Here is a 20724-nt window from a genome sequence, read left to right as displayed (position 1 = left end):
TAAAAGTAATTAAATATGGTTGTAATTTTGCTGTACTAGATGGGGAGGTAGCGGTGCCCTGTAACCTGCAATCCGCTATAGCAGGATTGAATTCCATCTAAAGGCTTATTTTTTGTAGGGCCGCCCTGAATAAGTGGTGTTGATGCTTAGGTCCTGCGCAATGAAAGCTCATGAACCCCGTCAGATCCGGAAGGAAGCAGCGGTAAGTGATCACTTTTGTGTGCCGCGGGGGTGCCTAAGTTGAGCTAACTGTTTTGGTAACGCCTATGGAATTAAGTCGATAGATGGTGTACAGCATTTAATATATAAAAGACTAATCCCTTAGATAATGAGGGATTTTTTTATTAATTTTACTAAAGAGAGGTAAAAAGATGCATAAAGCATTATATAGAGCATATAGGCCACAAAGATTTGATGATGTTGTTGGTCAAGAACATATTATTAAGACTTTAAAAAATCAAATATACAATGATAATATAGGACATGCCTATTTGTTTTGTGGTACAAGAGGTACTGGAAAGACATCTACTGCAAAAATTTTTTCAAGAGCAGTAAATTGTTTAAATAAATTGAATGAAGAACCTTGTAATGAGTGTGAAATATGTGAATCAATATTAAAAGATAATACAATGGATGTTGTAGAAATAGATGCAGCATCAAATAATAGTGTAGATGATATAAGAGAGCTTAGAGAAAGTGTAAAATATTCTCCAGCTAATGCTAAATATAAAGTATATATAATAGATGAGGTTCATATGTTGTCTCAAGGAGCTTTTAATGCATTGTTAAAGACATTAGAAGAACCTCCCTCATATGTAATCTTTATATTAGCTACTACGGAACCTCATAAGATACCTGCAACTATTTTATCACGTTGCCAAAGATACGATTTTAAAAGAGTTACTGTTAAAGATATGACTCTTAGGATGAAAAAAATTTGTGAAGATGAAGGAATTGACATAGATGAAAAAGCTCTTAATCTGATATCTAGAAACTCTCAAGGAGCACTTAGAGATGCTCTTAGCATATTAGATCAGTGTATATCATTTGGAGAAAATACAGTAGACTATAAAGATGTTGTTGAGTTGATGGGAAGCGTGAATATAGAACAATTATTTGAGTTGTCTCAATGTATTGTAGCACAAGATACTAAAAAATCTCTTGAAATATTAAATGAATTTGTTTTATGGGGTAAAGATATAAGAAACCTTATAAATGATTTAATAGACCATTTTAGAAATTTAATGGTTTGCAAAGTATCATCAGAATTAGATGAAATAATCTCATTACCAGAAGAAACTATAGAGCAACTTAAATCTCAATCTGAGGACATAGATATGAATGATTTAATAAGAATTTTAAATATACTGTCAACAACTCAAGATGATATAAAATCATCTTCAAATCCAAGAATCTTAGTAGAAATAACTATAATGAAGATTGCTCAGCCAATGTTTGATGAAAGTAAAGAAGCTCTTATTAAAAGGGTTGAGAATTTGGAAAAAATGATTGAAATGGGTAGCTTTAAAATTACAAATAATGATAGTGGTAAAGAAAAGGAATATGAGGATAATAGAGAAATAGATTCAAAAAAAGAAAGTATAGTTTATGAAGAGGTAAAAAATGAAGATGTTCTACTTATAGAATCATCATGGAAAAATATACTTAAACAAATTAAAAAAGATAAAAAAATGCCAATATACGCTCTTTTAAGTGAGGTAAAAAGTTTTAATGTATATTCTAACATGTTATATGTAATATTTGATGATAAATTTGATTTTGCAAAAACTAGATTAAGCTCCCCAGATACAATAAATTATCTAGAGAAGACTATAAGAGAAGTTTTAAATAGAAGCTTTAGTGTAAAAATAGTATTGTCATCAGAAGTCAAAGATATAAATCTTGAAGTTAAAGAAAAAAAAGACATTGGTGAAGAGATACTAAAGAACATAGTAAACGAAGAGATACTAGAAATAAAAGATAGTATTGATGAAAATGAAAGTAAATAATAAAATACTATTATGATATAATAATAAAATGAAAATAAGTTTAGGAGGAATAGTGTTTATGGCTAAAAAAGGTTTTGGAGGCGGAATGATGCCTGGTGGTGGAAATATGAATAATTTATTAAAACAGGCTCAAAAGATGCAAGAAAACATGCAAAAAGCTCAACAAGAGTTAGAAAATAAAGAAGTAGAAGCTTCAGTTGGTGGAGGAGCAGTTACTGTAAAAGTTAATGGTAAAAAAGAAGTTTTAGATATAACTATTAAACCAGAAGTTGTTGATCCAGACGATATAGAAATGTTACAGGATTTAGTTTTAAGTGCAGTAAATCAAGCATTGAGAAATATTGATGATATACAAGCAAATCAAATGAGTAAGGTAACTGGAGGTATGAATATACCAGGGTTATTCTAGTAGGTGATATTTATGCAAGTTTATACAGGTCCGATAACGAGACTAATAGAAGAATTTTCAAAGCTTCCAGGAGTTGGAAGAAAGACTGCTCAAAGGTTGGCTTTTCATATTATTAATATGAATACTAATGATGTGGAGGCTTTATCTAAGGCAATTATAGATGCAAAAAGAGAGATAAAGTATTGTTCAATTTGTTGCAATATAACAGATACAGACCCATGTAGTATGTGCTCAAATAAGAATAGGGATTCTAGTACTATATGTGTGGTAGAAGATCCGAGAGATGTTGCAGCTATGGAGAGAATAAGAGAGTTTAAAGGGCAATATCATGTATTAAATGGGGTTATTTCTCCAATGGATGGTATTGGACCAGATATGCTAAAAATAAAAGAGCTTATACAAAGGCTTGGTAATCAAGATGTAAGAGAAATAATAATGGCTACAAATCCTACTATTGAAGGAGAAGCTACAGCTATGTATATTGCAAGATTAGTAAAGCCAATGGGAATCAAAGTTACTAGGATAGCTCATGGTCTTCCTGTTGGAGGCGATTTAGAATATGCAGATGAAGTTACAATATCGAAAGCATTGGAAGGCAGAAGAGAAATATAAAAATCGAGGTTACTACCTCGATTTTTGTAATTTTTTGGAGTTAAATTCAGATTAATTTTGATTTAGATTTATTGAATAAATTTCTTCTGTATTGTATAATTTGTTGTATAAATCATTTAAAAATTTTGATAGGGGTGCAACATGAAACCAATTATGAACTTAGAAGAACATAATGCAATGAAAGAAAAAAGAATTAAAAAAATGAAATCAAAAGACAAGCCTAAATATGATGATTTTGAGGAGATAAGTTTTTCTAACAAGAAAAAAACTAAGAAAACTCCAAAAAATAAAAATACTGAATTCAGAAATAACTATAAAAACTATCAGTATGATTATGAAGAAGATTTTTATGAACCAATCTAGCAATTAAATAATTAGAAGATAAAAAATCCCTAATAGGTATACTATAGGGATTTTATTTATTTTATTAATCAGAAATTATACTTAATACTAAATTAGCTATGTTTTGGGCTGAATTTGACTTTCTTATAGATTTTATATTTTTCTTTAACATTTCTAGCCTACTAGAGTCATCTATTAAAACTTTTAATAATATTGATAAATTATATTTCTTTGTAGTTCTAAGTGCTGCACCACAATTGGATAAGAAATCAAGATTTTCTTCTTCTTGTCCAGGGATATAATATGGAACTATCATGGGTACATCTTTTAATAGTGCTTCAGTTGTAGTAAGTCCACCAGGCTTACTGACTAAAACATCGATAGAAGCTAAAATATCATTCATTTTATTAGTGTATCCAAGTACACATACATTTTTGTCATGATAACGAGATACAAGTTTTTTTTCAATTTTCTCTTTTAAACTTTCATTTCTACCAGTTATTACAAGTATCTGAAAATCTCTATCTGTATCTAATAACTCATCAAGAGTTTCTTTTATATTCCCAGCTCCAAAACTGCCACCCATAAGTAAAACAGTTAATTTATCAGGAGATAAATTTAGTTCAGAAAGAACAATTTTTTTATCTCTATGAGAGTGGAATGATTTTTCAACAGGGATTCCAAATGTTCTAATTTTGCTAGGCTCGACTCCATCAAATACTAATAATTCCTTTACATACTCATGACCAACAATATAGTAGTCAATCTCATTTTGTATCCATGTGGAATGAGTAGTATAATCAGTTAGTACAGAAATAAGTGGAGGAACATTAATAGTACTTGTATGATGCTTATAAAAATGATCAGTAGAAGCATTTATTTCATTATTATGTAAGTTAAAATTTTTTTTCAATGTACTTAGAGCAATCATTGGAAAAGGATGTGTACCTATAATTAAATCTGGCTTAGTGTTTTTAATTAGTTTTTTAAATTTTTTTGCCATAAATGTAATGATTAGATTATCTTTAAATTCATTTTTCGATAAAAGGTTTGTTTCAGATAATCTATATACACTTCCATATGCTTTGGGTGTATATATGGCGGATTTTTCATATCCTCTTGAAATTATTTTATCCATTATGTTATTGACTAATTTCAAACTATCTATTATTTCGCACTCAACTGGCTCTCCATCAATTGTTTTGGATGTAAGTTCTTCTTTAATAGCTAGAGCCGCTCTATTATGTCCACCACCTGTAGAAGCAGACATGATTAATACTTTCTTGCTCATAATAAAATCCTCCTAAAATGTAGCATAGTATTTATATAATATTTTGATGTGTAAAAATGTCGTTCTCAATCAAATTATTGATAAATCATTTTTTAATAATAATCTAATACAAGATTACAAAAATTACAAGTGAAAGAAATGTAAATTAATTTTAAAAAAATGTGTATTGCTACAAATAAAAAATTTAAATATAGAATAAAAAGGAAAATTGGGCATAAAATATATATTAGTCCTATGAAATAGAGACTTTTGTTTATTATTAATTTCTGAGAGTTAAGCTGATAAAACATAGAAAAATTAAAAATCTTAAAAAAAATAAAAAATTATATTGACTTAGACAAATAAAGCTGATATAGTATTACTTGTCCTTAAGAAAAGGGCAGACATGAAAAATGAACTTTGAAAATTAAACAGTAGGTTAATTTATAAAAACAAGAAACAAACCATAAAGCCAGATATTTAGATAACAATAGTATCTGAGCCTGATAAACTTTTATTTGAGAGTTTGATCCTGGCTCAGGATGAACGCTGGCGGCGTGCCTAACACATGCAAGTTGAGCGATTTACTTCGGTAAAGAGCGGCGGACGGGTGAGTAACGCGTGGGTAACCTACCCTGTACACACGGATAACATACCGAAAGGTATGCTAATACGGGATAACATATTTAAGAGGCATCTCTTGAATATCAAAGGTGAGCCAGTACAGGATGGACCCGCGTCTGATTAGCTAGTTGGTAAGGTAACGGCTTACCAAGGCGACGATCAGTAGCCGACCTGAGAGGGTGATCGGCCACATTGGAACTGAGACACGGTCCAAACTCCTACGGGAGGCAGCAGTGGGGAATATTGCACAATGGGCGAAAGCCTGATGCAGCAACGCCGCGTGAGTGATGAAGGCCTTCGGGTCGTAAAACTCTGTCCTCAAGGAAGATAATGACGGTACTTGAGGAGGAAGCCCCGGCTAACTACGTGCCAGCAGCCGCGGTAATACGTAGGGGCTAGCGTTATCCGGATTTACTGGGCGTAAAGGGTGCGTAGGCGGTCTTTCAAGTCAGGAGTGAAAGGCTACGGCTCAACCGTAGTAAGCTCTTGAAACTGGGAGACTTGAGTGCAGGAGAGGAGAGTGGAATTCCTAGTGTAGCGGTGAAATGCGTAGATATTAGGAGGAACACCAGTTGCGAAGGCGGCTCTCTGGACTGTAACTGACGCTGAGGCACGAAAGCGTGGGGAGCAAACAGGATTAGATACCCTGGTAGTCCACGCTGTAAACGATGAGTACTAGGTGTCGGGGTTACCCCCTCGGTGCCGCAGCTAACGCATTAAGTACTCCGCCTGGGAAGTACGCTCGCAAGAGTGAAACTCAAAGGAATTGACGGGGACCCGCACAAGTAGCGGAGCATGTGGTTTAATTCGAAGCAACGCGAAGAACCTTACCTAAGCTTGACATCCTAATGACATCTCCTTAATCGGAGAGTTCCTTCGGGGACATTGGTGACAGGTGGTGCATGGTTGTCGTCAGCTCGTGTCGTGAGATGTTGGGTTAAGTCCCGCAACGAGCGCAACCCTTGTCTTTAGTTGCCATCATTAAGTTGGGCACTCTAGAGAGACTGCCAGGGATAACCTGGAGGAAGGTGGGGATGACGTCAAATCATCATGCCCCTTATGCTTAGGGCTACACACGTGCTACAATGGGTAGTACAGAGGGTTGCCAAGCCGTAAGGTGGAGCTAATCCCTTAAAGCTACTCTCAGTTCGGATTGTAGGCTGAAACTCGCCTACATGAAGCTGGAGTTACTAGTAATCGCAGATCAGAATGCTGCGGTGAATGCGTTCCCGGGTCTTGTACACACCGCCCGTCACACCACGGGAGTTGGAGACGCCCGAAGCCGATTATCTAACCTTTTGGAAGAAGTCGTCGAAGGTGGAATCAATAACTGGGGTGAAGTCGTAACAAGGTAGCCGTATCGGAAGGTGCGGCTGGATCACCTCCTTTCTAAGGAGAATTGCCTACTGTTTAATTTTGAGGGTTCGTTTTTACGAATACTCAATTAGCACTTTGAGCAACAGTATAAACTGAACGCATGTGAAGTTTGTTTGTTGGCGCTGTGCGTTAGCACTTTAAGCAACGGAATTTATTCGTTGGCGCTGTGCGTTAGCACTTTGAAAACTGCATATATATTTAGTGATATGACATCTAATTTGTAATATATAAAGCTGATAACTTTAAAAATTATCGAAGTTGATAGCTTCTAATCTATCAAACCTTTTTAACTGGTCAAGTTATTAAGGGTGCAGGGCGGATGCCTTGGCACTAGGAGCCGATGAAGGACGTGATAAGCTGCGATAAGCTTCGGGGAGTTGCACGTAAACTTTGATCCGAAGATTTCCGAATGAGGAAACTCACTTAGAGTAATGTCTAAGTATCATTAAGTGAATACATAGCTTAATGAGGGGAACTCAGGGAACTGAAACATCTAAGTACCTGAAGGAAGAGAAAGAAATTCGATTCCGTAAGTAGCGGCGAGCGAACGCGGAATAGCCCAAACCAATAAAGTTTTCTTTATTGGGGTTGCGGACATATCTTAAACGAAGAGGTATCGTAATTGAAGAGGTTTGGAAAGACCCACCACAGAAGGTAATAGTCCTGTATGTCAAACGAGAAAACTTCAGATATGATCCAGAGTACCACGGGACACGTGAAACCCTGTGGGAAGCAGGAGGGACCACCCTCCAAGGCTAAATACTACCTAGTGACCGATAGCGTATAGTACCGTGAGGGAAAGGTGAAAAGAACCCCGGGAGGGGAGTGAAATAGAACCTGAAACCCTGCACTTACAAGCTGTGGAAGCACATTTCTTGTGTGACCGCGTACTTTTGTAGAACGGGCCAACGAGTTACGTTAAGTAGCAAGGTTAAGCACTTAAGGTGTGGAGCCGTAGCGAAAGCGAGTTTTAACTGAGCGTTCAGTTACTTGACGTAGACCCGAAACCGGGCGACCTACCCATGAGCAGGATGAAGCGAAAGTAAAATTTCGTGGAGGTCCGAACCCACGAGCGTTGAAAAGCTCGGGGATGACTTGTGGGTAGCGGTGAAATTCCAATCGAGCCCGGAGATAGCTGGTTCTCCCCGAAATAGCTTTAGGGCTAGCCTCAAGGTGAGAGATACGGAGGTAGAGCACTGAATGTCCTAGGGGGTATTGCACCTACCGAAGACTATCAAACTCCGAATGCCGTCATCTTATACTTGGGAGTCAGACTGTGGGTGATAAGATTCATAGTCGAAAGGGCAACAGCCCAGATCGTCAGCTAAGGTCCCTAAATGTAAGTTAAGTGGTAAAGGATGTGGGATTGCACAGACAACCAGGATGTTGGCTTAGAAGCAGCCACTCATTCAAAGAGTGCGTAATAGCTCACTGGTCGAGTGATCCTGCGCCGAAGATTTCCGGGGCTAAAACTTACTACCGAAGCTACGGCATCAGTAATGATGGGTAGGGGAGCTTCCCATACGGGTTGAAGCATGACCGTAAGGACATGTGGACAGTATGGGAGTGAGAATGTTGGCATGAGTAGCGAGATGTGGGTGAGAATCCCACAGGCCGTAAACCCAAGGTTTCCAGGGGAAGGTTCGTCCGCCCTGGGTTAGTCGGGACCTAAGCTGAGGCCGAAAGGCGTAGGTGATGGACAACAGGTTGATATTCCTGTACTACCGATAACCGTTTGAGAGATGGGATGACACAGTAGGATAAGCTAAGCACACTGTTGGTTATGTGTGCCCAAGCATTGAGGCAGTCAGAGTAGGTAAATCCGCTTTGATAATGCTGGGATGTGATGGGGAGCGAAATTTAGTAGCGAAGTAGCTGATTTCACACTGTCAAGAAAAGTCTCTATCGAGGTTAAAGGTACCCGTACCGCAAACCGACACAGGTGGGTGAGGAGAGTATCCTAAGGCCCGCGAGAGAACTGTTGTTAAGGAACTCGGCAAAATGACCCCGTAACTTAGGGATAAGGGGTGCCACCATACGGTGGCCGCAGAGAATAGGCCCAAGCGACTGTTTACCAAAAACATAGGTTTCTGCTAAGTCGCAAGACGATGTATAGGAGCTGACGCCTGCCCGGTGCTGGAAGGTTAAGGGGATCTGTTAGAGTAATCGAAGCAGTGAACTTAAGCCCCAGTAAACGGCGGCCGTAACTATAACGGTCCTAAGGTAGCGAAATTCCTTGTCGGGTAAGTTCCGACCCGCACGAAAGGCGTAACGATTTGGGCACTGTCTCAACAACAGACTCGGTGAAATTGTAATTCCGGTGAAGATGCCGGATACCTGCGACAGGACGGAAAGACCCCATGGAGCTTTACTGTAGCTTGACATTGGGTCTTGGTACTACATGTACAGGATAGGTGGGAGGCTTTGAAACCAGGACGCCAGTTTTGGCGGAGCCATCCTTGGGATACCACCCTTGTAGTACTGGGACTCTAACCATAGGCCATGAATCTGGTCTTGGGACACTGTCAGGTGGGCAGTTTGACTGGGGCGGTCGCCTCCCAAAAGGTAACGGAGGCGCTCAAAGGTTCTCTCAGTACGGTCGGAAATCGTACGTAGAGTGTAAAGGCAAAAGAGAGCTTGATTGCAAGACATACAGGTCGAGCAAGGATGAAAATCGGACTTAGTGATCCGGTGGTTCTGCGTGGAAGGGCCATCGCTCAACGGATAAAAGCTACCCTGGGGATAACAGGCTTATCTCCCCAAGAGTCCACATCGACGGGGAGGTTTGGCACCTCGATGTCGGCTCATCACATCCTGGGGCTGTAGTAGGTCCCAAGGGTTGGGCTGTTCGCCCATTAAAGTGGTACGCGAGCTGGGTTCAGAACGTCGTGAGACAGTTCGGTCCCTATCCGTCGCAGGCGTAGGAAATTTGAGGAGACCTGTCCTTAGTACGAGAGGACCGGGATGGACGTACCTCTGGTGTACCAGTTGTTCTGCCAAGGGCATGGCTGGGTAGCTATGTACGGAATGGATAAGCGCTGAAAGCATCTAAGCGCGAAGCCAACTTCAAGATAAGATTTCCCACCGCAAGGGTAAGACCCCAGAAAGACTATCTGGTTGATAGGTCGAAGGTGTAAGTGCAGCAATGTATTTAGCTTATCGATACTAATAGGTCGAGGACTTGACCAATATTATTTGATGTTTATTGATTAAAATATATATGTAGTTTTTAGAGTGTTAACTCTATGTAAAGTACTAACTTCAATTAATAGAAGATATTTAATAAAAAACTATTATTATTTAGTACTTTAAAAGTATTGACATTTAAAAATAAAGATGTTAATATAATACTTGTCTTATAAATAGGCAATATGTGGTTATAATAGCAAAGAGGATACACCTGTTCCCATTCCGAACACAGAAGTTAAGCTCTTTAGCGCTGATGGTACTTGGTGGGAAACTGCCTGGGAGAGTAGGACATAGCCACGTGAATATTCCAAGGTAGCTCAACGGTGGAGCAACCGGCTGTTAACCGGTAGGCTGTGGGTTCGAGCCCCACCCTTGGAGCCAAAAAAAGCCGAAGTGGCGGAACTGGCAGACGCACAGGACTTAAAATCCTGCGGGACTTACCTCTCGTACCGGTTCGATTCCGGTCTTCGGCACTTATAAAACAATATCGCGGAGTGGAGCAGTTGGCAGCTCGTCGGGCTCATAACCCGAAGGTCGTAGGTTCGAGTCCTGCCTCCGCAACCATTAAAATGGCTCGTTGGTCAAGAGGTTAAGACACCGCCCTTTCACGGCGGTAACAGGGGTTCAATTCCCCTACGAGTCACCAAAAAAACAATTAAATAAGCGGGTGTAGCTCAATGGTAGAGTTCTGGCCTTCCAAGCCAGCTGTGAGGGTTCGATCCCCTTCACCCGCTCCAAAAAAATGGGATCATAGCTCAGCTGGGAGAGCACCTGCCTTACAAGCAGGGGGTCGCAGGTTCGAGCCCTGCTGGTCCCACCATTTGCGGCCTGGTAGTTCAGTTGGTTAGAATGCCAGCCTGTCACGCTGGAGGTCGAGGGTTCGAACCCCTTCCAGGTCGCCAAAATAAAATATAAAAAATGCTGGTGTGGCTCAACGGTAGAGCAGCTGACTTGTAATCAGCAGGTTGTAGGTTCGATTCCTATCACCAGCTCCATGTAAAATTAATACGGAGGATTTCCCGAGCGGCCAAAGGGGGCAGACTGTAAATCTGTTGTCATCGACTTCGGTGGTTCGAATCCACCATCCTCCACCAAAAAAATGCGCGGATGTGGCGGAATTGGCAGACGCACTAGACTTAGGATCTAGCGCCATTGGCGTGGGGGTTCGACTCCCTTCATCCGCACCATTTTTTATTTAATTTATACATATTTATTGTGGGTGCATAGCTCAGCTGGATAGAGCAACGCCCTTCTAAGGCGTGTGTCCGGGGTTCGAATCCCTGTGCGCTCACCACATATATTGGGGATTAGCCAAGTCGGTAAGGCACATGACTTTGACTCATGTATGCGTAGGTTCAAGTCCTGCATCCCCAGCCATTAAATATTAAAGTTAAGGTTCATTAGCTCAGCTGGCAGAGCACCTGACTCTTAATCAGGGTGTCCCGAGTTCGATCCTCGGATGAATCATTGGAAGTAGAATATGGAGAGGTGTCCGAGTGGTTTAAGGAGCTGGTCTTGAAAACCAGTGACTTCGAAAGGGGCCGTGGGTTCGAATCCCACCCTCTCCGCCAAATGCCCAGATAGCTCAGTCGGTAGAGCAGGGGACTGAAAATCCCCGTGTCGGTGGTTCGATTCCGCCTCTGGGCACCAAGAATATGGCGGTATAGCTTAGTTGGCTAGAGCGTTCGGTTCATACCCGAAAGGTCATAGGTTCGACTCCTATTACCGCTACTAAAATTTAATGTGGGCCATTAGCTCAGTTGGTTAGAGCGCCCGGCTCATAACCGGTAGGTCTGGGGTTCGAGTCCCTGATGGCCCACCACATTAAATTAACAAAATTTCGAGGTGTAGCGCAGTTTGGTAGCGCACATGGTTTGGGACCATGGGGCCGGGGGTTCGAGTCCCTTCACCTCGACCAATATAATGGTGGGTATAGCTCAGTTGGTTAGAGCGCCAGATTGTGGCTCTGGAGGTCGTGAGTTCGACTCTCATTATCCACCCCAACTAATATGGTCTATTAGCTCAGTCGGTAGAGCACCTGACTTTTAATCAGGGTGTCCCGCGTTCGAGTCGCGGATAGATCACCAAAAAGGCGGCGACATAGCCAAGTGGTAAGGCAGTGGACTGCAACTCCTTGATCCCCAGTTCGAATCTGGGTGTCGCCTCCAAAATATTCCAAGGTAGCTCAACGGTGGAGCAACCGGCTGTTAACCGGTAGGCTGTGGGTTCGAGCCCCACCCTTGGAGCCAAAAAAGCCGAAGTGGCGGAACTGGCAGACGCACAGGACTTAAAATCCTGCGGGACTTACCTCTCGTACCGGTTCGATTCCGGTCTTCGGCACTTTATAAAATAATATCGCGGAGTGGAGCAGTTGGCAGCTCGTCGGGCTCATAACCCGAAGGTCGTAGGTTCGAGTCCTGCCTCCGCAACCATTAAAATGGCTCGTTGGTCAAGAGGTTAAGACACCGCCCTTTCACGGCGGTAACAGGGGTTCAATTCCCCTACGAGTCACCAAAAAAACAATTAAATAAGCGGGTGTAGCTCAATGGTAGAGTTCTGGCCTTCCAAGCCAGCTGTGAGGGTTCGATCCCCTTCACCCGCTCCAAAAAAATGGGATCATAGCTCAGCTGGGAGAGCACCTGCCTTACAAGCAGGGGGTCGCAGGTTCGAGCCCTGCTGGTCCCACCATTTGCGGCCTGGTAGTTCAGTTGGTTAGAATGCCAGCCTGTCACGCTGGAGGTCGAGGGTTCGAACCCCTTCCAGGTCGCCAAAATAAAATATAAAAAATGCTGGTGTGGCTCAACGGTAGAGCAGCTGACTTGTAATCAGCAGGTTGTAGGTTCGATTCCTATCACCAGCTCCATGTAAAATTAATACGGAGGATTTCCCGAGCGGCCAAAGGGGGCAGACTGTAAATCTGTTGTCATCGACTTCGGTGGTTCGAATCCACCATCCTCCACCAAAAAAATGCGCGGATGTGGCGGAATTGGCAGACGCACTAGACTTAGGATCTAGCGCCATTGGCGTGGGGGTTCGACTCCCTTCATCCGCACCATTTTTATTTAATTTAATAAACGAGCGGGAATAGTTCAGTGGTAGAGCGCAACCTTGCCAAGGTTGAAGTCGCGAGTTCGAATCTCGTTTCCCGCTCCAAATTTATGTTTATATTGCAATGTGGGTGCATAGCTCAGCTGGATAGAGCAACGCCCTTCTAAGGCGTGTGTCCGGGGTTCGAATCCCTGTGCGCTCACCACATATATATTGGGGATTAGCCAAGTCGGTAAGGCACATGACTTTGACTCATGTATGCGTAGGTTCGAGTCCTGCATCCCCAGCCAAATAAAAATATGGTCTATTAGCTCAGTCGGTAGAGCACCTGACTTTTAATCAGGGTGTCCCGCGTTCGAGTCGCGGATAGATCACCAATGGAGAGGTGTCCGAGTGGTTTAAGGAGCTGGTCTTGAAAACCAGTGACTTCGAAAGGGGCCGTGGGTTCGAATCCCACCCTCTCCGCCAAATGCCCAGATAGCTCAGTCGGTAGAGCAGGGGACTGAAAATCCCCGTGTCGGTGGTTCGATTCCGCCTCTGGGCACCAAGAATATGGCGGTATAGCTTAGTTGGCTAGAGCGTTCGGTTCATACCCGAAAGGTCATAGGTTCGACTCCTATTACCGCTACTAAAAATTTAATGTGGGCCATTAGCTCAGTTGGTTAGAGCGCCCGGCTCATAACCGGTAGGTCTGGGGTTCGAGTCCCTGATGGCCCACCACATTAAATTTGAAGATATATGGTGGGTATAGCTCAGTTGGTTAGAGCGCCAGATTGTGGCTCTGGAGGTCGTGAGTTCGACTCTCATTATCCACCCCAACTAATATGGTCTATTAGCTCAGTCGGTAGAGCACCTGACTTTTAATCAGGGTGTCCCGCGTTCGAGTCGCGGATAGATCACCAAAAAGGTGGCGACATAGCCAAGTGGTAAGGCAGTGGACTGCAACTCCTTGATCCCCAGTTCGAATCTGGGTGTCGCCTCCAATAAAATGCGCTCATAGCTCAACTGGATAGAGTGTCTGACTACGAATCAGAAGGTTAGGGGTTCGAGTCCCTTTGGGCGCACCATATAAACATCGAGGGATTATAGCTCAGCTGGGAGAGCACCTGCCTTACAAGCAGGGGGTCACAGGTTCGAGCCCTGTTAATCCCACCAGTGCAAACCTCTAGTAATTTTACTAGAGGTTTTATTTTTGATTAAAAAAGATTTATATTTAGGAGGTAAAAAGTTTGTATATAATTATAGGAAATGAAATAGTTGATAGTGAAGAACTTAAAATAATAATAGATAAGAATAGTAAGTTCAAAGTTGAAAAGGATTTGAGTAAAAGCACAAAAAGAGAGGACGTAATAGCTTATCAGTTAAGTATAAATATGGATTATTTAGATACTATTATAAGTGAGCAAGATGAATATATGACTTTATCTGATGAGGAAAAATTTGATGAATATATGACTTTATCTGATGAACTTGCACTAGGTTTAGAAGAACTTATGCCAAAGTACACAATAATAAATGCTAGAGCATATAAATTAGATGAGGTAGAAGGAGTAGTAAAAATAATACTAGTTATAGCATATGCAGATTTAGGTCATCTAAAACTTTCTGATGTAATAAAACGTTTGTTAAGACAGATAGATTAAGATATGAACTATATTGAGAAAAGTATGTGAAATATTACGTAAAGATGAAAATAATTATGTAAACAGAGAAAAAAATAGTATAAAATAAGGTCAATTGTAGAAATTTTCACACAAGTTTGTCTGAAATCCCATAAAAAACCCCTTAATTTTAGTGAGGTAAATTGAGTTTATACAGTCTAAAAATTATATATATTTATAAATTTATCTTATTAATTAAGGAACTTGCTTAAACATCTTCAAAAATAAAGTATTTTAGTCTATAATCTTTAATATTACACAAACAATAAAGGAGAAGAATAGAGTATGCTTAAAAAGTTTAATAAAATACTAGTAGCTAATAGAGGCGAAATAGCTATAAGAATATTTAGAGCCTGTTCAGAATTGGGGATAAAAAGTGTTGGTATATATAGTAAAGAAGATAAATACGGATTATTTAGAACAAAAGCAGATGAATCATATTTAATAGGGGAAGGCAAAGGTCCAATAGATGCATACTTAGATATGGATGGAATAATAGACTTAGCAAAGAGAAAAAAAGTTGACGCTATACATCCAGGATATGGTTTTCTAGCAGAAAATGCAGAATTTGCTCGTAAATGTGAAGAAAATGGAATTACTTTTATAGGTCCATCATCTAAAGTAATGAATATGATGGGCGATAAGATAAATTCTAAAAAAATTGCAAAAGAAGTTAATGTTCAAACTATACCAGGGGTGGAAAAAGCAATAAGAAGTACTGAAGAAGCAAAAGAAGTTGCAAATAAAATAGGTTATCCTGTTATGATAAAAGCATCTAATGGTGGTGGCGGTAGAGGTATGAGAATCGTACATCATGAAAAAGATTTAGAGCTTGAATATGAAACTGCTTGTAGTGAATCAAGAAAAGCTTTTGGTGAAGATATTATATTCATAGAAAAATATATAGCTGACCCAAAACATATAGAAGTTCAAATATTAGGGGATAACTATGGAAATATAGTTCATTTATACGAAAGAGATTGTTCTGTTCAAAGAAGACATCAAAAGATAATAGAGTATGCACCAGCATTTTCATTAGATGAAAAAGTAAGAAAAGAAATATGTGATGATGCAGTCAAGTTATCAAAATATGTAGGCTATTCTAATGCAGGCACACTAGAATTCTTAGTAGATGCAAATGGTGGTCATTATTTTATAGAAATGAATACAAGAGTACAAGTTGAGCATACTGTAACAGAAATGGTTACAGGAATAGATATAGTTCAAAGTCAAATATTAATAGCTCAAGGATACAGCCTAGATAGTGAAGAAATAAATATAAAATCACAAGATGATGTTGAAATAAGAGGGTATTCTATCCAATGTAGAATAACTACAGAAGACCCTAAAAATAGATTTATGCCAGACACAGGTAAAATTCAAGTTTATAGAACTGGTTCAGGATTTGGTATAAGACTAGATGGTGGAAATGGATTTACAGGAGCAAACATAAGTCCTCACTATGATAGTTTACTGGTTAAGACAATATCTTGGGATAGAACATTCCAAGGAGCAATAAACAAAACTATAAGATCTATAAAAGAACTTAGAGTTAGAGGTGTTAAGACTAATGTAGGATTCTTAGTTAATGTCTTAAATAATCCTATATTCTCAAATGGTAAATGTAGTACTAAATTTATAGATGAAAATCCAGATTTATTTGAAATAACAGAAAGTAAAGATAGAGGAACAAAATTACTTCAATTTATAGGTGATGTAATTGTAAATGATAACGCTTGTCAAGAAAAACCATTATTTGATGCGTTACATGAACCAAGAATGAATAAAGATGGTTCAAAGGCAGAAGGAAGTAAGATACTTTTTGATAAGTTAGGTAAATCTGCATATATAGAAAAAATAAAAAATGATAAAAGACTATTATTAACAGATACAACAATGAGAGATGCACATCAATCATTATTGGCAACAAGATTAAGAACATATGATTTATTAAAAGCTGCTAAACCAACAGAAAAATATCAAAAAGATTTATTCTCACTTGAAATGTGGGGTGGAGCTACTTATGATGTTGCATATAGATTCTTAAAAGAGTCACCTTGGCGTAGATTACAAAAACTAAGAGAAGAAATACCAAGTATAATGTTCCAAATGTTGCTTAGAGCATCAAATGGAGTTGGATATAAAAACTATCCAGATAATGTAATAGAAGAATTTACAAAAGAGTCTGCTAAACAAGGAATAGATGTATTTAGAATATTTGACTCATTAAACTGGGTTGAAAATATGAAACCATCTATTAATACAGCTTTAGAAACTGGAAAAATAGTTGAAGCAACTATGTGTTATACAGGTGATATATTAGATAAGACTAAAACTAAATATGATTTAGAATATTATATTAAGATGGCAAAAGAGTTAGAAAGTTTAGGAGCAGACATAATAGCAATAAAAGATATGTCAGGACTTCTTAAACCATATTCTGCTTATACATTAGTTAAAGAACTAAAGAAAAATGTAAAAGCACCAATACATTTACACACTCATGATACAAGTGGAAATGGTGTGGCAACTTGTTTGATGGCATCAGAAGCTGGTGTAGATATAATTGATGCTGCATTAGAATCTATGGCAGGACTTACAAGTCAACCATCACTTAATGCAATAGTAGAAGCTCTTAAAAATACAGAAAGAGATACAGGTATAGATTTATTTGGATATGATGAGTTAGGAAAATACTATAAAGATTTAAGAAAAGTCTATAATAAATTTGAAAGTGACTTAACTAACTCTTGTGCAGAAATATACAATTTTGAAATACCAGGAGGTCAATATACAAACTTAAAACCTCAAGCTGATAGTTTAGGATTAGTTAATAGATTTGATGAAGTTAAAGAAAAATATAAAGAAGCTAATGAAGTTGTAGGAGATATAATAAAAGTAACACCATCTTCAAAAGTTGTAGGAGATTTAGCTATCTTTATGACTAAAAATAAATTAGATAAAAATAATATAATAGAAGAAGGTAAGAACTTATCATTCCCAGATTCTGTTGTAGACTACTGTAAAGGTATGATTGGTCAACCAGAAGGTGGAGTCCCAAAAGATTTACAAGAAGTAGTTTTAAAAGGCGAAGAAGCTATTACAGTAAGACCTGGTTCACTATTACCAGCAGAAGATTTTGATGACATAGCAAAATATCTAAATGAAAAATATGATATAAATGCAAATATAAGAAATGTTATAAGTTATGCTTTATATCCAAAAGTTTATGAAGACTATATTAAACATTTACAACATTATAATGATATATCTAAACTTGAAAGTGATGTATTCTTCTATGGATTAAATAAAAATGAAGAATGTGAAGTAGAAATAGAAGAAGGTAAAGTATTAACAATAAGATTAGTTGAAATTGGTGAAGTTAAAGAAGATGGATTTAGAACTATAGGCTTTGAATTAAATGGAATGGTTAGAGAAGTGGAAATAAAAGATAGAAACTTCTCTGGAAAAGTTACTAATGTTGAGAAAGCTGATATGAATGATCCACTTCAAATCGGAGCAAGTATACCAGGAAAAGTTATAAAAATAATGGTTAAAGAAGAAGATGAAGTAAAAGCAAATCAACCATTAATAGTTATAGAAGCAATGAAAATGGAAACTATAATAGTTGCTAAAACTGATGGAGTAATTAAATCAATTAAAGTAAAAGAAGATGATATGGTTGAAGATAAACAACTATTAATGATAATGAAATAATTGAATTGAAACAACTTATAAAACACTCTAAAATATTTTTATTAAATATTTAGAGTGTTTTTATTTGTTTAAATTAAATATTTGTTAAAAAAAAGAGGAAAATTATATCCCTATGTAGAAATAAAGCTAGTAAGGAAAATGTTATCTAAAAATTCTAAAAATAATAAACATTTTCTAGACTATTTCTTAGGAAATAACAGCTAAGAGAAAATACATAAATTTAAAAGGTGGGTGCTTATATGAAGGTTTATGATAGTAATATGTTGAGAAATGTAGCAGTATTAGGACATAGCGGATGTGGTAAAACAAATCTAATCGAAACTATAGCTTACACAGCAAACACTAATAAGATACCTAAATTAACTGACAAGGTAAATATGACTTATAGTATGGGATTAATACCTATAGAATATAATGACTATAAGTTTAACTTATTGGATACACCAGGATATTTTGACTTTAGCGGAGATGTTGTATCATCTCTTAGAGCAAGTGATGCAGCAATAATAGTAATAGATGCAACAGCACCTATTCAAGTTGGTACAGAGAAATCATTAGAACTAACTGAGAGTATTCCTAAGATAATGTTTATAAATAAAATAGATAATGAAAAAGCAAGATATAAAGATGCAATAGCAATGTTAAGAGAAAAATACAATAATAAGATAGTTCCAATGATAAGTCCTATATACAAAGATAAAAACTTTGTCAAGTTACATAATGTATTTGAAAATATAGATGATTTAGAAGGTGAATTTAAAGAACAAGCTATGAGTGTAAAAGAAGCTTTAATGGAACTTATAGCAGAAACAGATGACCAAATATTAGATAAGTATTTTAATGGAGAAGAGTTAACTACAGAAGAAATCCAAAAAGGTATTGTTATAGGTATACAAAGAGGAGATATTATACCTGTAATATGTGGTTCAACTATAAATAATATAGGAACAAAAGAAATATTAGATACAATATCAAATTATCTAGAACCTATATTTACAGAAGAGAGTAAGCCATTTAAAGGATTAGTATTTAAAACTATGGTTGACCCATTTGTAGGAAAAATGTCATATATAAAAATTACTCAAGGTGCAATTTCTAAAGATAAAGAAGTTTTTAATATAAACAAAAACATAAAAGAAAAAATAGCTAACATATATACATTGAGAAATAGTGAGTTAGTTGAAATAGACAAAGCTAAGGCTGGTGATGTAGTAGTTGTAACTAAAGTTAATTCTCTAAAGACAGGAGATACTATATCTGTAGATAAAGATGCAGAAGCTTTAGATAAGATAGACTTCCCTAAACCACAAATATATTATGCTGTTAATCCTAAGAATAAGGGTGATGAAGAAAAGGTAGCTGCTGTATTAAACAAACTTGTAGAGGAAGACCCTACATTACATTGGTATAGAAATACAGAGACAAAACAAGCTCTTTTAGGAGGACAAGGGGAGCTTCATATAAAAACAATTAAAAATAAAATGAAAGATAAGTTCGGGGTAGATGTTGAATTAAATGACCTTAAAGTTCCTTATAGAGAAACTATAAAGGAAACAGCTGATGTACAAGGTAAGCATAAGAAACAATCAGGTGGCCATGGTCAATATGGAGATGTAAAGATAAGATTTGAAAGATGTGAATCTGATTTTGAATTTACAGAAGAAATATTTGGTGGGTCTGTACCAAAACAATATATACCAGCAGTAGAAAAAGGTTTAAAAGATTCTATGCAAAAAGGAGTATTGGCTGGTTTCCCTGTTACAAATATAAAGGCTACACTTTATGATGGTTCATACCATGATGTAGACTCTTCTGAAATGGCTTTTAAGATGGCAGCAAGTGCAGCATTTAAAAAAGGTATGGAGGAAGCTCATCCAATATTATTAGAGCCTATTATGAAACTTAAGATAACTGTTCCAGAAGAATATATGGGAGATGTTATGGGAGATATAAACAAGAGAAGAGGTAAAATATTTGGTATGGAGCCAGATAATAAAGGAAAACAAATAATATTTGCAGAGGCTCCACAAGCAGAAACATTTAAATATGCAATAGATTTAAGAGCAATGACACAAGGTAGAGGGTATTTTGAAATGGAATTAGAAAGATATGGAGAGGTTCCATCACAATTTGCAGAAAAAATAATTGGACTAGCTACTGCAAAGTAATAAAGAAGATAGAACATTAAATAATTAATATCCATCTATTATGTAAAATAATTTTGTAATTAAAACTAGGTATATACTTATTTTAAAGAAGTGTATATCTAGTTTTTATGTGTTTTTATAAAAAACAAGAAAAAACCAAATTAAAGTAATAAAAAATGTGAAGAATAAAAGATACTTTCTTAAACTGTTTTAATAAAAGAAAGTATCTTTTTATATTATTATTTTTAGAAATGTTTAATAATAATGATATGAAGGTATATTTACAAATACAAGGTATAGATACATTAAAAATCAATTA

8 protein-coding genes, 44 tRNA genes, 3 rRNA genes and 1 other RNA gene are annotated in these 20724 nt (G+C 37.6%); 55 read left to right on the top strand and 1 reads right to left on the bottom strand.

Going from position 1 to position 20724, the window contains the following annotated elements; genetic code table 11:
- Window positions 1–30: 30 nt before the first annotated feature.
- The 5 genes from ffs to JJC01_00940 all read left to right on the top strand — a co-directional run bounded on the left by ffs (window position 31) and on the right by JJC01_00940 (window position 3393).
- Window positions 31–295: signal recognition particle sRNA large type (ffs, locus tag JJC01_00960), an RNA gene on the top strand.
- Window positions 296–371: 76 nt separating this feature from the next.
- Window positions 372–2009, top strand: a complete 1638-nt coding sequence (dnaX, locus tag JJC01_00955; protein UDN58482.1) for a DNA polymerase III subunit gamma/tau — start codon at window positions 372–374, stop codon at window positions 2007–2009.
- Between the two features lie 58 nt (window positions 2010–2067).
- The gene (locus tag JJC01_00950; protein ID UDN58481.1) at window positions 2068–2418 is read left to right on the top strand and encodes a YbaB/EbfC family nucleoid-associated protein; all 351 of its coding nucleotides are present in this window, start codon (window positions 2068–2070) and stop codon (window positions 2416–2418) included.
- Between the two features lie 12 nt (window positions 2419–2430).
- Window positions 2431–3030 (top strand): recombination protein RecR, encoded by a 600-nt coding sequence (recR, locus tag JJC01_00945; protein ID UDN58480.1) that lies wholly within the window; start codon window positions 2431–2433, stop codon window positions 3028–3030.
- A 141-nt stretch (window positions 3031–3171) separates the two neighbouring features.
- Window positions 3172–3393, top strand: a complete 222-nt coding sequence (locus tag JJC01_00940) for a hypothetical protein (GenBank protein UDN58479.1) — start codon at window positions 3172–3174, stop codon at window positions 3391–3393.
- A 64-nt stretch (window positions 3394–3457) separates the two neighbouring features.
- Here JJC01_00940 and JJC01_00935 read toward each other — a convergent pair whose 3' ends face one another.
- Window positions 3458–4663, bottom strand: a complete 1206-nt coding sequence (locus tag JJC01_00935) for a glycosyl transferase (protein UDN58478.1) — start codon at window positions 4661–4663, stop codon at window positions 3458–3460.
- Between the two features lie 493 nt (window positions 4664–5156).
- On the opposite strand from JJC01_00935, the gene JJC01_00930 reads away from it, so the two are divergent.
- The 50 genes from JJC01_00930 to JJC01_00685 all read left to right on the top strand — a co-directional run bounded on the left by JJC01_00930 (window position 5157) and on the right by JJC01_00685 (window position 20426).
- Window positions 5157–6655 (top strand): 16S ribosomal RNA (locus JJC01_00930).
- A 280-nt stretch (window positions 6656–6935) separates the two neighbouring features.
- Window positions 6936–9832, top strand: a 23S ribosomal RNA gene (locus JJC01_00925).
- Between the two features lie 183 nt (window positions 9833–10015).
- Window positions 10016–10132, top strand: a 5S ribosomal RNA gene (gene rrf, locus JJC01_00920).
- The 16S, 23S and 5S rRNA genes sit together here with 44 tRNA genes alongside, the layout of an rRNA operon.
- A gap of 6 nt (window positions 10133–10138) precedes the next feature.
- Window positions 10139–10213 (top strand) — tRNA-Asn (locus JJC01_00915).
- A gap of 6 nt (window positions 10214–10219) precedes the next feature.
- Window positions 10220–10305 (top strand) — tRNA-Leu (locus JJC01_00910).
- A 15-nt stretch (window positions 10306–10320) separates the two neighbouring features.
- Window positions 10321–10396 (top strand) — tRNA-Met (locus JJC01_00905).
- Between the two features lie 7 nt (window positions 10397–10403).
- Window positions 10404–10478: transfer RNA gene (locus tag JJC01_00900), tRNA-Glu, on the top strand.
- A 17-nt stretch (window positions 10479–10495) separates the two neighbouring features.
- A tRNA-Gly gene (locus JJC01_00895) sits at window positions 10496–10569 on the top strand.
- A 7-nt stretch (window positions 10570–10576) separates the two neighbouring features.
- Window positions 10577–10652: transfer RNA gene (locus tag JJC01_00890), tRNA-Val, on the top strand.
- A 5-nt stretch (window positions 10653–10657) separates the two neighbouring features.
- Window positions 10658–10734: transfer RNA gene (locus JJC01_00885), tRNA-Asp, on the top strand.
- An 18-nt stretch (window positions 10735–10752) separates the two neighbouring features.
- Window positions 10753–10827 (top strand) — tRNA-Thr (locus JJC01_00880).
- Window positions 10828–10841: 14 nt separating this feature from the next.
- Window positions 10842–10926: transfer RNA gene (locus tag JJC01_00875), tRNA-Tyr, on the top strand.
- A gap of 9 nt (window positions 10927–10935) precedes the next feature.
- A tRNA-Leu gene (locus JJC01_00870) sits at window positions 10936–11019 on the top strand.
- A 30-nt stretch (window positions 11020–11049) separates the two neighbouring features.
- Window positions 11050–11126: transfer RNA gene (locus JJC01_00865), tRNA-Arg, on the top strand.
- A gap of 7 nt (window positions 11127–11133) precedes the next feature.
- Window positions 11134–11209: transfer RNA gene (locus JJC01_00860), tRNA-Gln, on the top strand.
- Window positions 11210–11226: 17 nt separating this feature from the next.
- Window positions 11227–11299: transfer RNA gene (locus JJC01_00855), tRNA-Lys, on the top strand.
- Between the two features lie 15 nt (window positions 11300–11314).
- Window positions 11315–11403: transfer RNA gene (locus JJC01_00850), tRNA-Ser, on the top strand.
- Between the two features lie 3 nt (window positions 11404–11406).
- Window positions 11407–11482, top strand: a tRNA-Phe gene (locus tag JJC01_00845).
- 7 nt (window positions 11483–11489) lie between these two features.
- A tRNA-Met gene (locus JJC01_00840) sits at window positions 11490–11563 on the top strand.
- Between the two features lie 14 nt (window positions 11564–11577).
- Window positions 11578–11654: transfer RNA gene (locus JJC01_00835), tRNA-Ile, on the top strand.
- Window positions 11655–11673: 19 nt separating this feature from the next.
- A tRNA-Pro gene (locus JJC01_00830) sits at window positions 11674–11750 on the top strand.
- An 8-nt stretch (window positions 11751–11758) separates the two neighbouring features.
- Window positions 11759–11835, top strand: a tRNA-His gene (locus tag JJC01_00825).
- Window positions 11836–11843: 8 nt separating this feature from the next.
- Window positions 11844–11919 (top strand) — tRNA-Lys (locus tag JJC01_00820).
- A gap of 7 nt (window positions 11920–11926) precedes the next feature.
- Window positions 11927–12000 (top strand) — tRNA-Cys (locus JJC01_00815).
- A 6-nt stretch (window positions 12001–12006) separates the two neighbouring features.
- Window positions 12007–12081: transfer RNA gene (locus tag JJC01_00810), tRNA-Asn, on the top strand.
- Between the two features lie 5 nt (window positions 12082–12086).
- Window positions 12087–12172 (top strand) — tRNA-Leu (locus JJC01_00805).
- A gap of 16 nt (window positions 12173–12188) precedes the next feature.
- A tRNA-Met gene (locus JJC01_00800) sits at window positions 12189–12264 on the top strand.
- Window positions 12265–12271: 7 nt separating this feature from the next.
- A tRNA-Glu gene (locus tag JJC01_00795) sits at window positions 12272–12346 on the top strand.
- Window positions 12347–12363: 17 nt separating this feature from the next.
- Window positions 12364–12437, top strand: a tRNA-Gly gene (locus JJC01_00790).
- A 7-nt stretch (window positions 12438–12444) separates the two neighbouring features.
- Window positions 12445–12520 (top strand) — tRNA-Val (locus JJC01_00785).
- A gap of 5 nt (window positions 12521–12525) precedes the next feature.
- Window positions 12526–12602, top strand: a tRNA-Asp gene (locus tag JJC01_00780).
- 18 nt (window positions 12603–12620) lie between these two features.
- Window positions 12621–12695, top strand: a tRNA-Thr gene (locus JJC01_00775).
- A gap of 14 nt (window positions 12696–12709) precedes the next feature.
- Window positions 12710–12794 (top strand) — tRNA-Tyr (locus tag JJC01_00770).
- 9 nt (window positions 12795–12803) lie between these two features.
- Window positions 12804–12887, top strand: a tRNA-Leu gene (locus tag JJC01_00765).
- A gap of 23 nt (window positions 12888–12910) precedes the next feature.
- A tRNA-Gly gene (locus JJC01_00760) sits at window positions 12911–12985 on the top strand.
- A 23-nt stretch (window positions 12986–13008) separates the two neighbouring features.
- A tRNA-Arg gene (locus JJC01_00755) sits at window positions 13009–13085 on the top strand.
- Window positions 13086–13094: 9 nt separating this feature from the next.
- A tRNA-Gln gene (locus tag JJC01_00750) sits at window positions 13095–13170 on the top strand.
- A gap of 11 nt (window positions 13171–13181) precedes the next feature.
- Window positions 13182–13257: transfer RNA gene (locus tag JJC01_00745), tRNA-Lys, on the top strand.
- Between the two features lie 2 nt (window positions 13258–13259).
- Window positions 13260–13348: transfer RNA gene (locus tag JJC01_00740), tRNA-Ser, on the top strand.
- 3 nt (window positions 13349–13351) lie between these two features.
- Window positions 13352–13427 (top strand) — tRNA-Phe (locus tag JJC01_00735).
- A 7-nt stretch (window positions 13428–13434) separates the two neighbouring features.
- Window positions 13435–13508, top strand: a tRNA-Met gene (locus tag JJC01_00730).
- Between the two features lie 15 nt (window positions 13509–13523).
- Window positions 13524–13600, top strand: a tRNA-Ile gene (locus JJC01_00725).
- Between the two features lie 21 nt (window positions 13601–13621).
- Window positions 13622–13698: transfer RNA gene (locus JJC01_00720), tRNA-His, on the top strand.
- A gap of 8 nt (window positions 13699–13706) precedes the next feature.
- Window positions 13707–13782: transfer RNA gene (locus JJC01_00715), tRNA-Lys, on the top strand.
- A gap of 7 nt (window positions 13783–13789) precedes the next feature.
- Window positions 13790–13863: transfer RNA gene (locus JJC01_00710), tRNA-Cys, on the top strand.
- 7 nt (window positions 13864–13870) lie between these two features.
- Window positions 13871–13947, top strand: a tRNA-Arg gene (locus JJC01_00705).
- A 12-nt stretch (window positions 13948–13959) separates the two neighbouring features.
- A tRNA-Val gene (locus JJC01_00700) sits at window positions 13960–14035 on the top strand.
- A 74-nt stretch (window positions 14036–14109) separates the two neighbouring features.
- A complete protein-coding gene (locus JJC01_00695; GenBank protein ID UDN58477.1) occupies window positions 14110–14523 on the top strand; it encodes a hypothetical protein in 414 nt (137 codons plus the stop codon).
- A gap of 303 nt (window positions 14524–14826) precedes the next feature.
- On the top strand, window positions 14827–18258 hold the full coding sequence (locus JJC01_00690; GenBank protein ID UDN58476.1) for a pyruvate carboxylase: 3432 nt from the start codon (window positions 14827–14829) through the stop codon (window positions 18256–18258).
- 239 nt (window positions 18259–18497) lie between these two features.
- Window positions 18498–20426, top strand: coding sequence for an elongation factor G (locus tag JJC01_00685; GenBank protein ID UDN58475.1), 1929 nt, complete (start codon window positions 18498–18500; stop codon window positions 20424–20426).
- Window positions 20427–20724: the final 298 nt, after the last annotated feature.

This window comes from Clostridioides sp. ES-S-0010-02 (assembly GCA_020641055.1).
Lineage (GTDB): Bacteria > Bacillota > Clostridia > Peptostreptococcales > Peptostreptococcaceae > Clostridioides.
The sequence above is the reverse complement of the archived record's forward strand: the minus strand, read 5'-3'. Positions and strand labels throughout refer to the sequence as shown.

Coding starts and splice junctions, on each gene's coding strand:
- dnaX (UDN58482.1), top strand. CDS start 372: ATGCATAAAGCATTATATAGAGCATATAGGCCACAAAGATTTGATGAT.
- JJC01_00950 (UDN58481.1), top strand. CDS start 2,068: ATGGCTAAAAAAGGTTTTGGAGGCGGAATGATGCCTGGTGGTGGAAAT.
- recR (UDN58480.1), top strand. CDS start 2,431: ATGCAAGTTTATACAGGTCCGATAACGAGACTAATAGAAGAATTTTCA.
- JJC01_00940 (UDN58479.1), top strand. CDS start 3,172: ATGAAACCAATTATGAACTTAGAAGAACATAATGCAATGAAAGAAAAA.
- JJC01_00935 (UDN58478.1), bottom strand. CDS start 4,663: ATGAGCAAGAAAGTATTAATCATGTCTGCTTCTACAGGTGGTGGACAT.
- JJC01_00690 (UDN58476.1), top strand. CDS start 14,827: ATGCTTAAAAAGTTTAATAAAATACTAGTAGCTAATAGAGGCGAAATA.
- JJC01_00685 (UDN58475.1), top strand. CDS start 18,498: ATGAAGGTTTATGATAGTAATATGTTGAGAAATGTAGCAGTATTAGGA.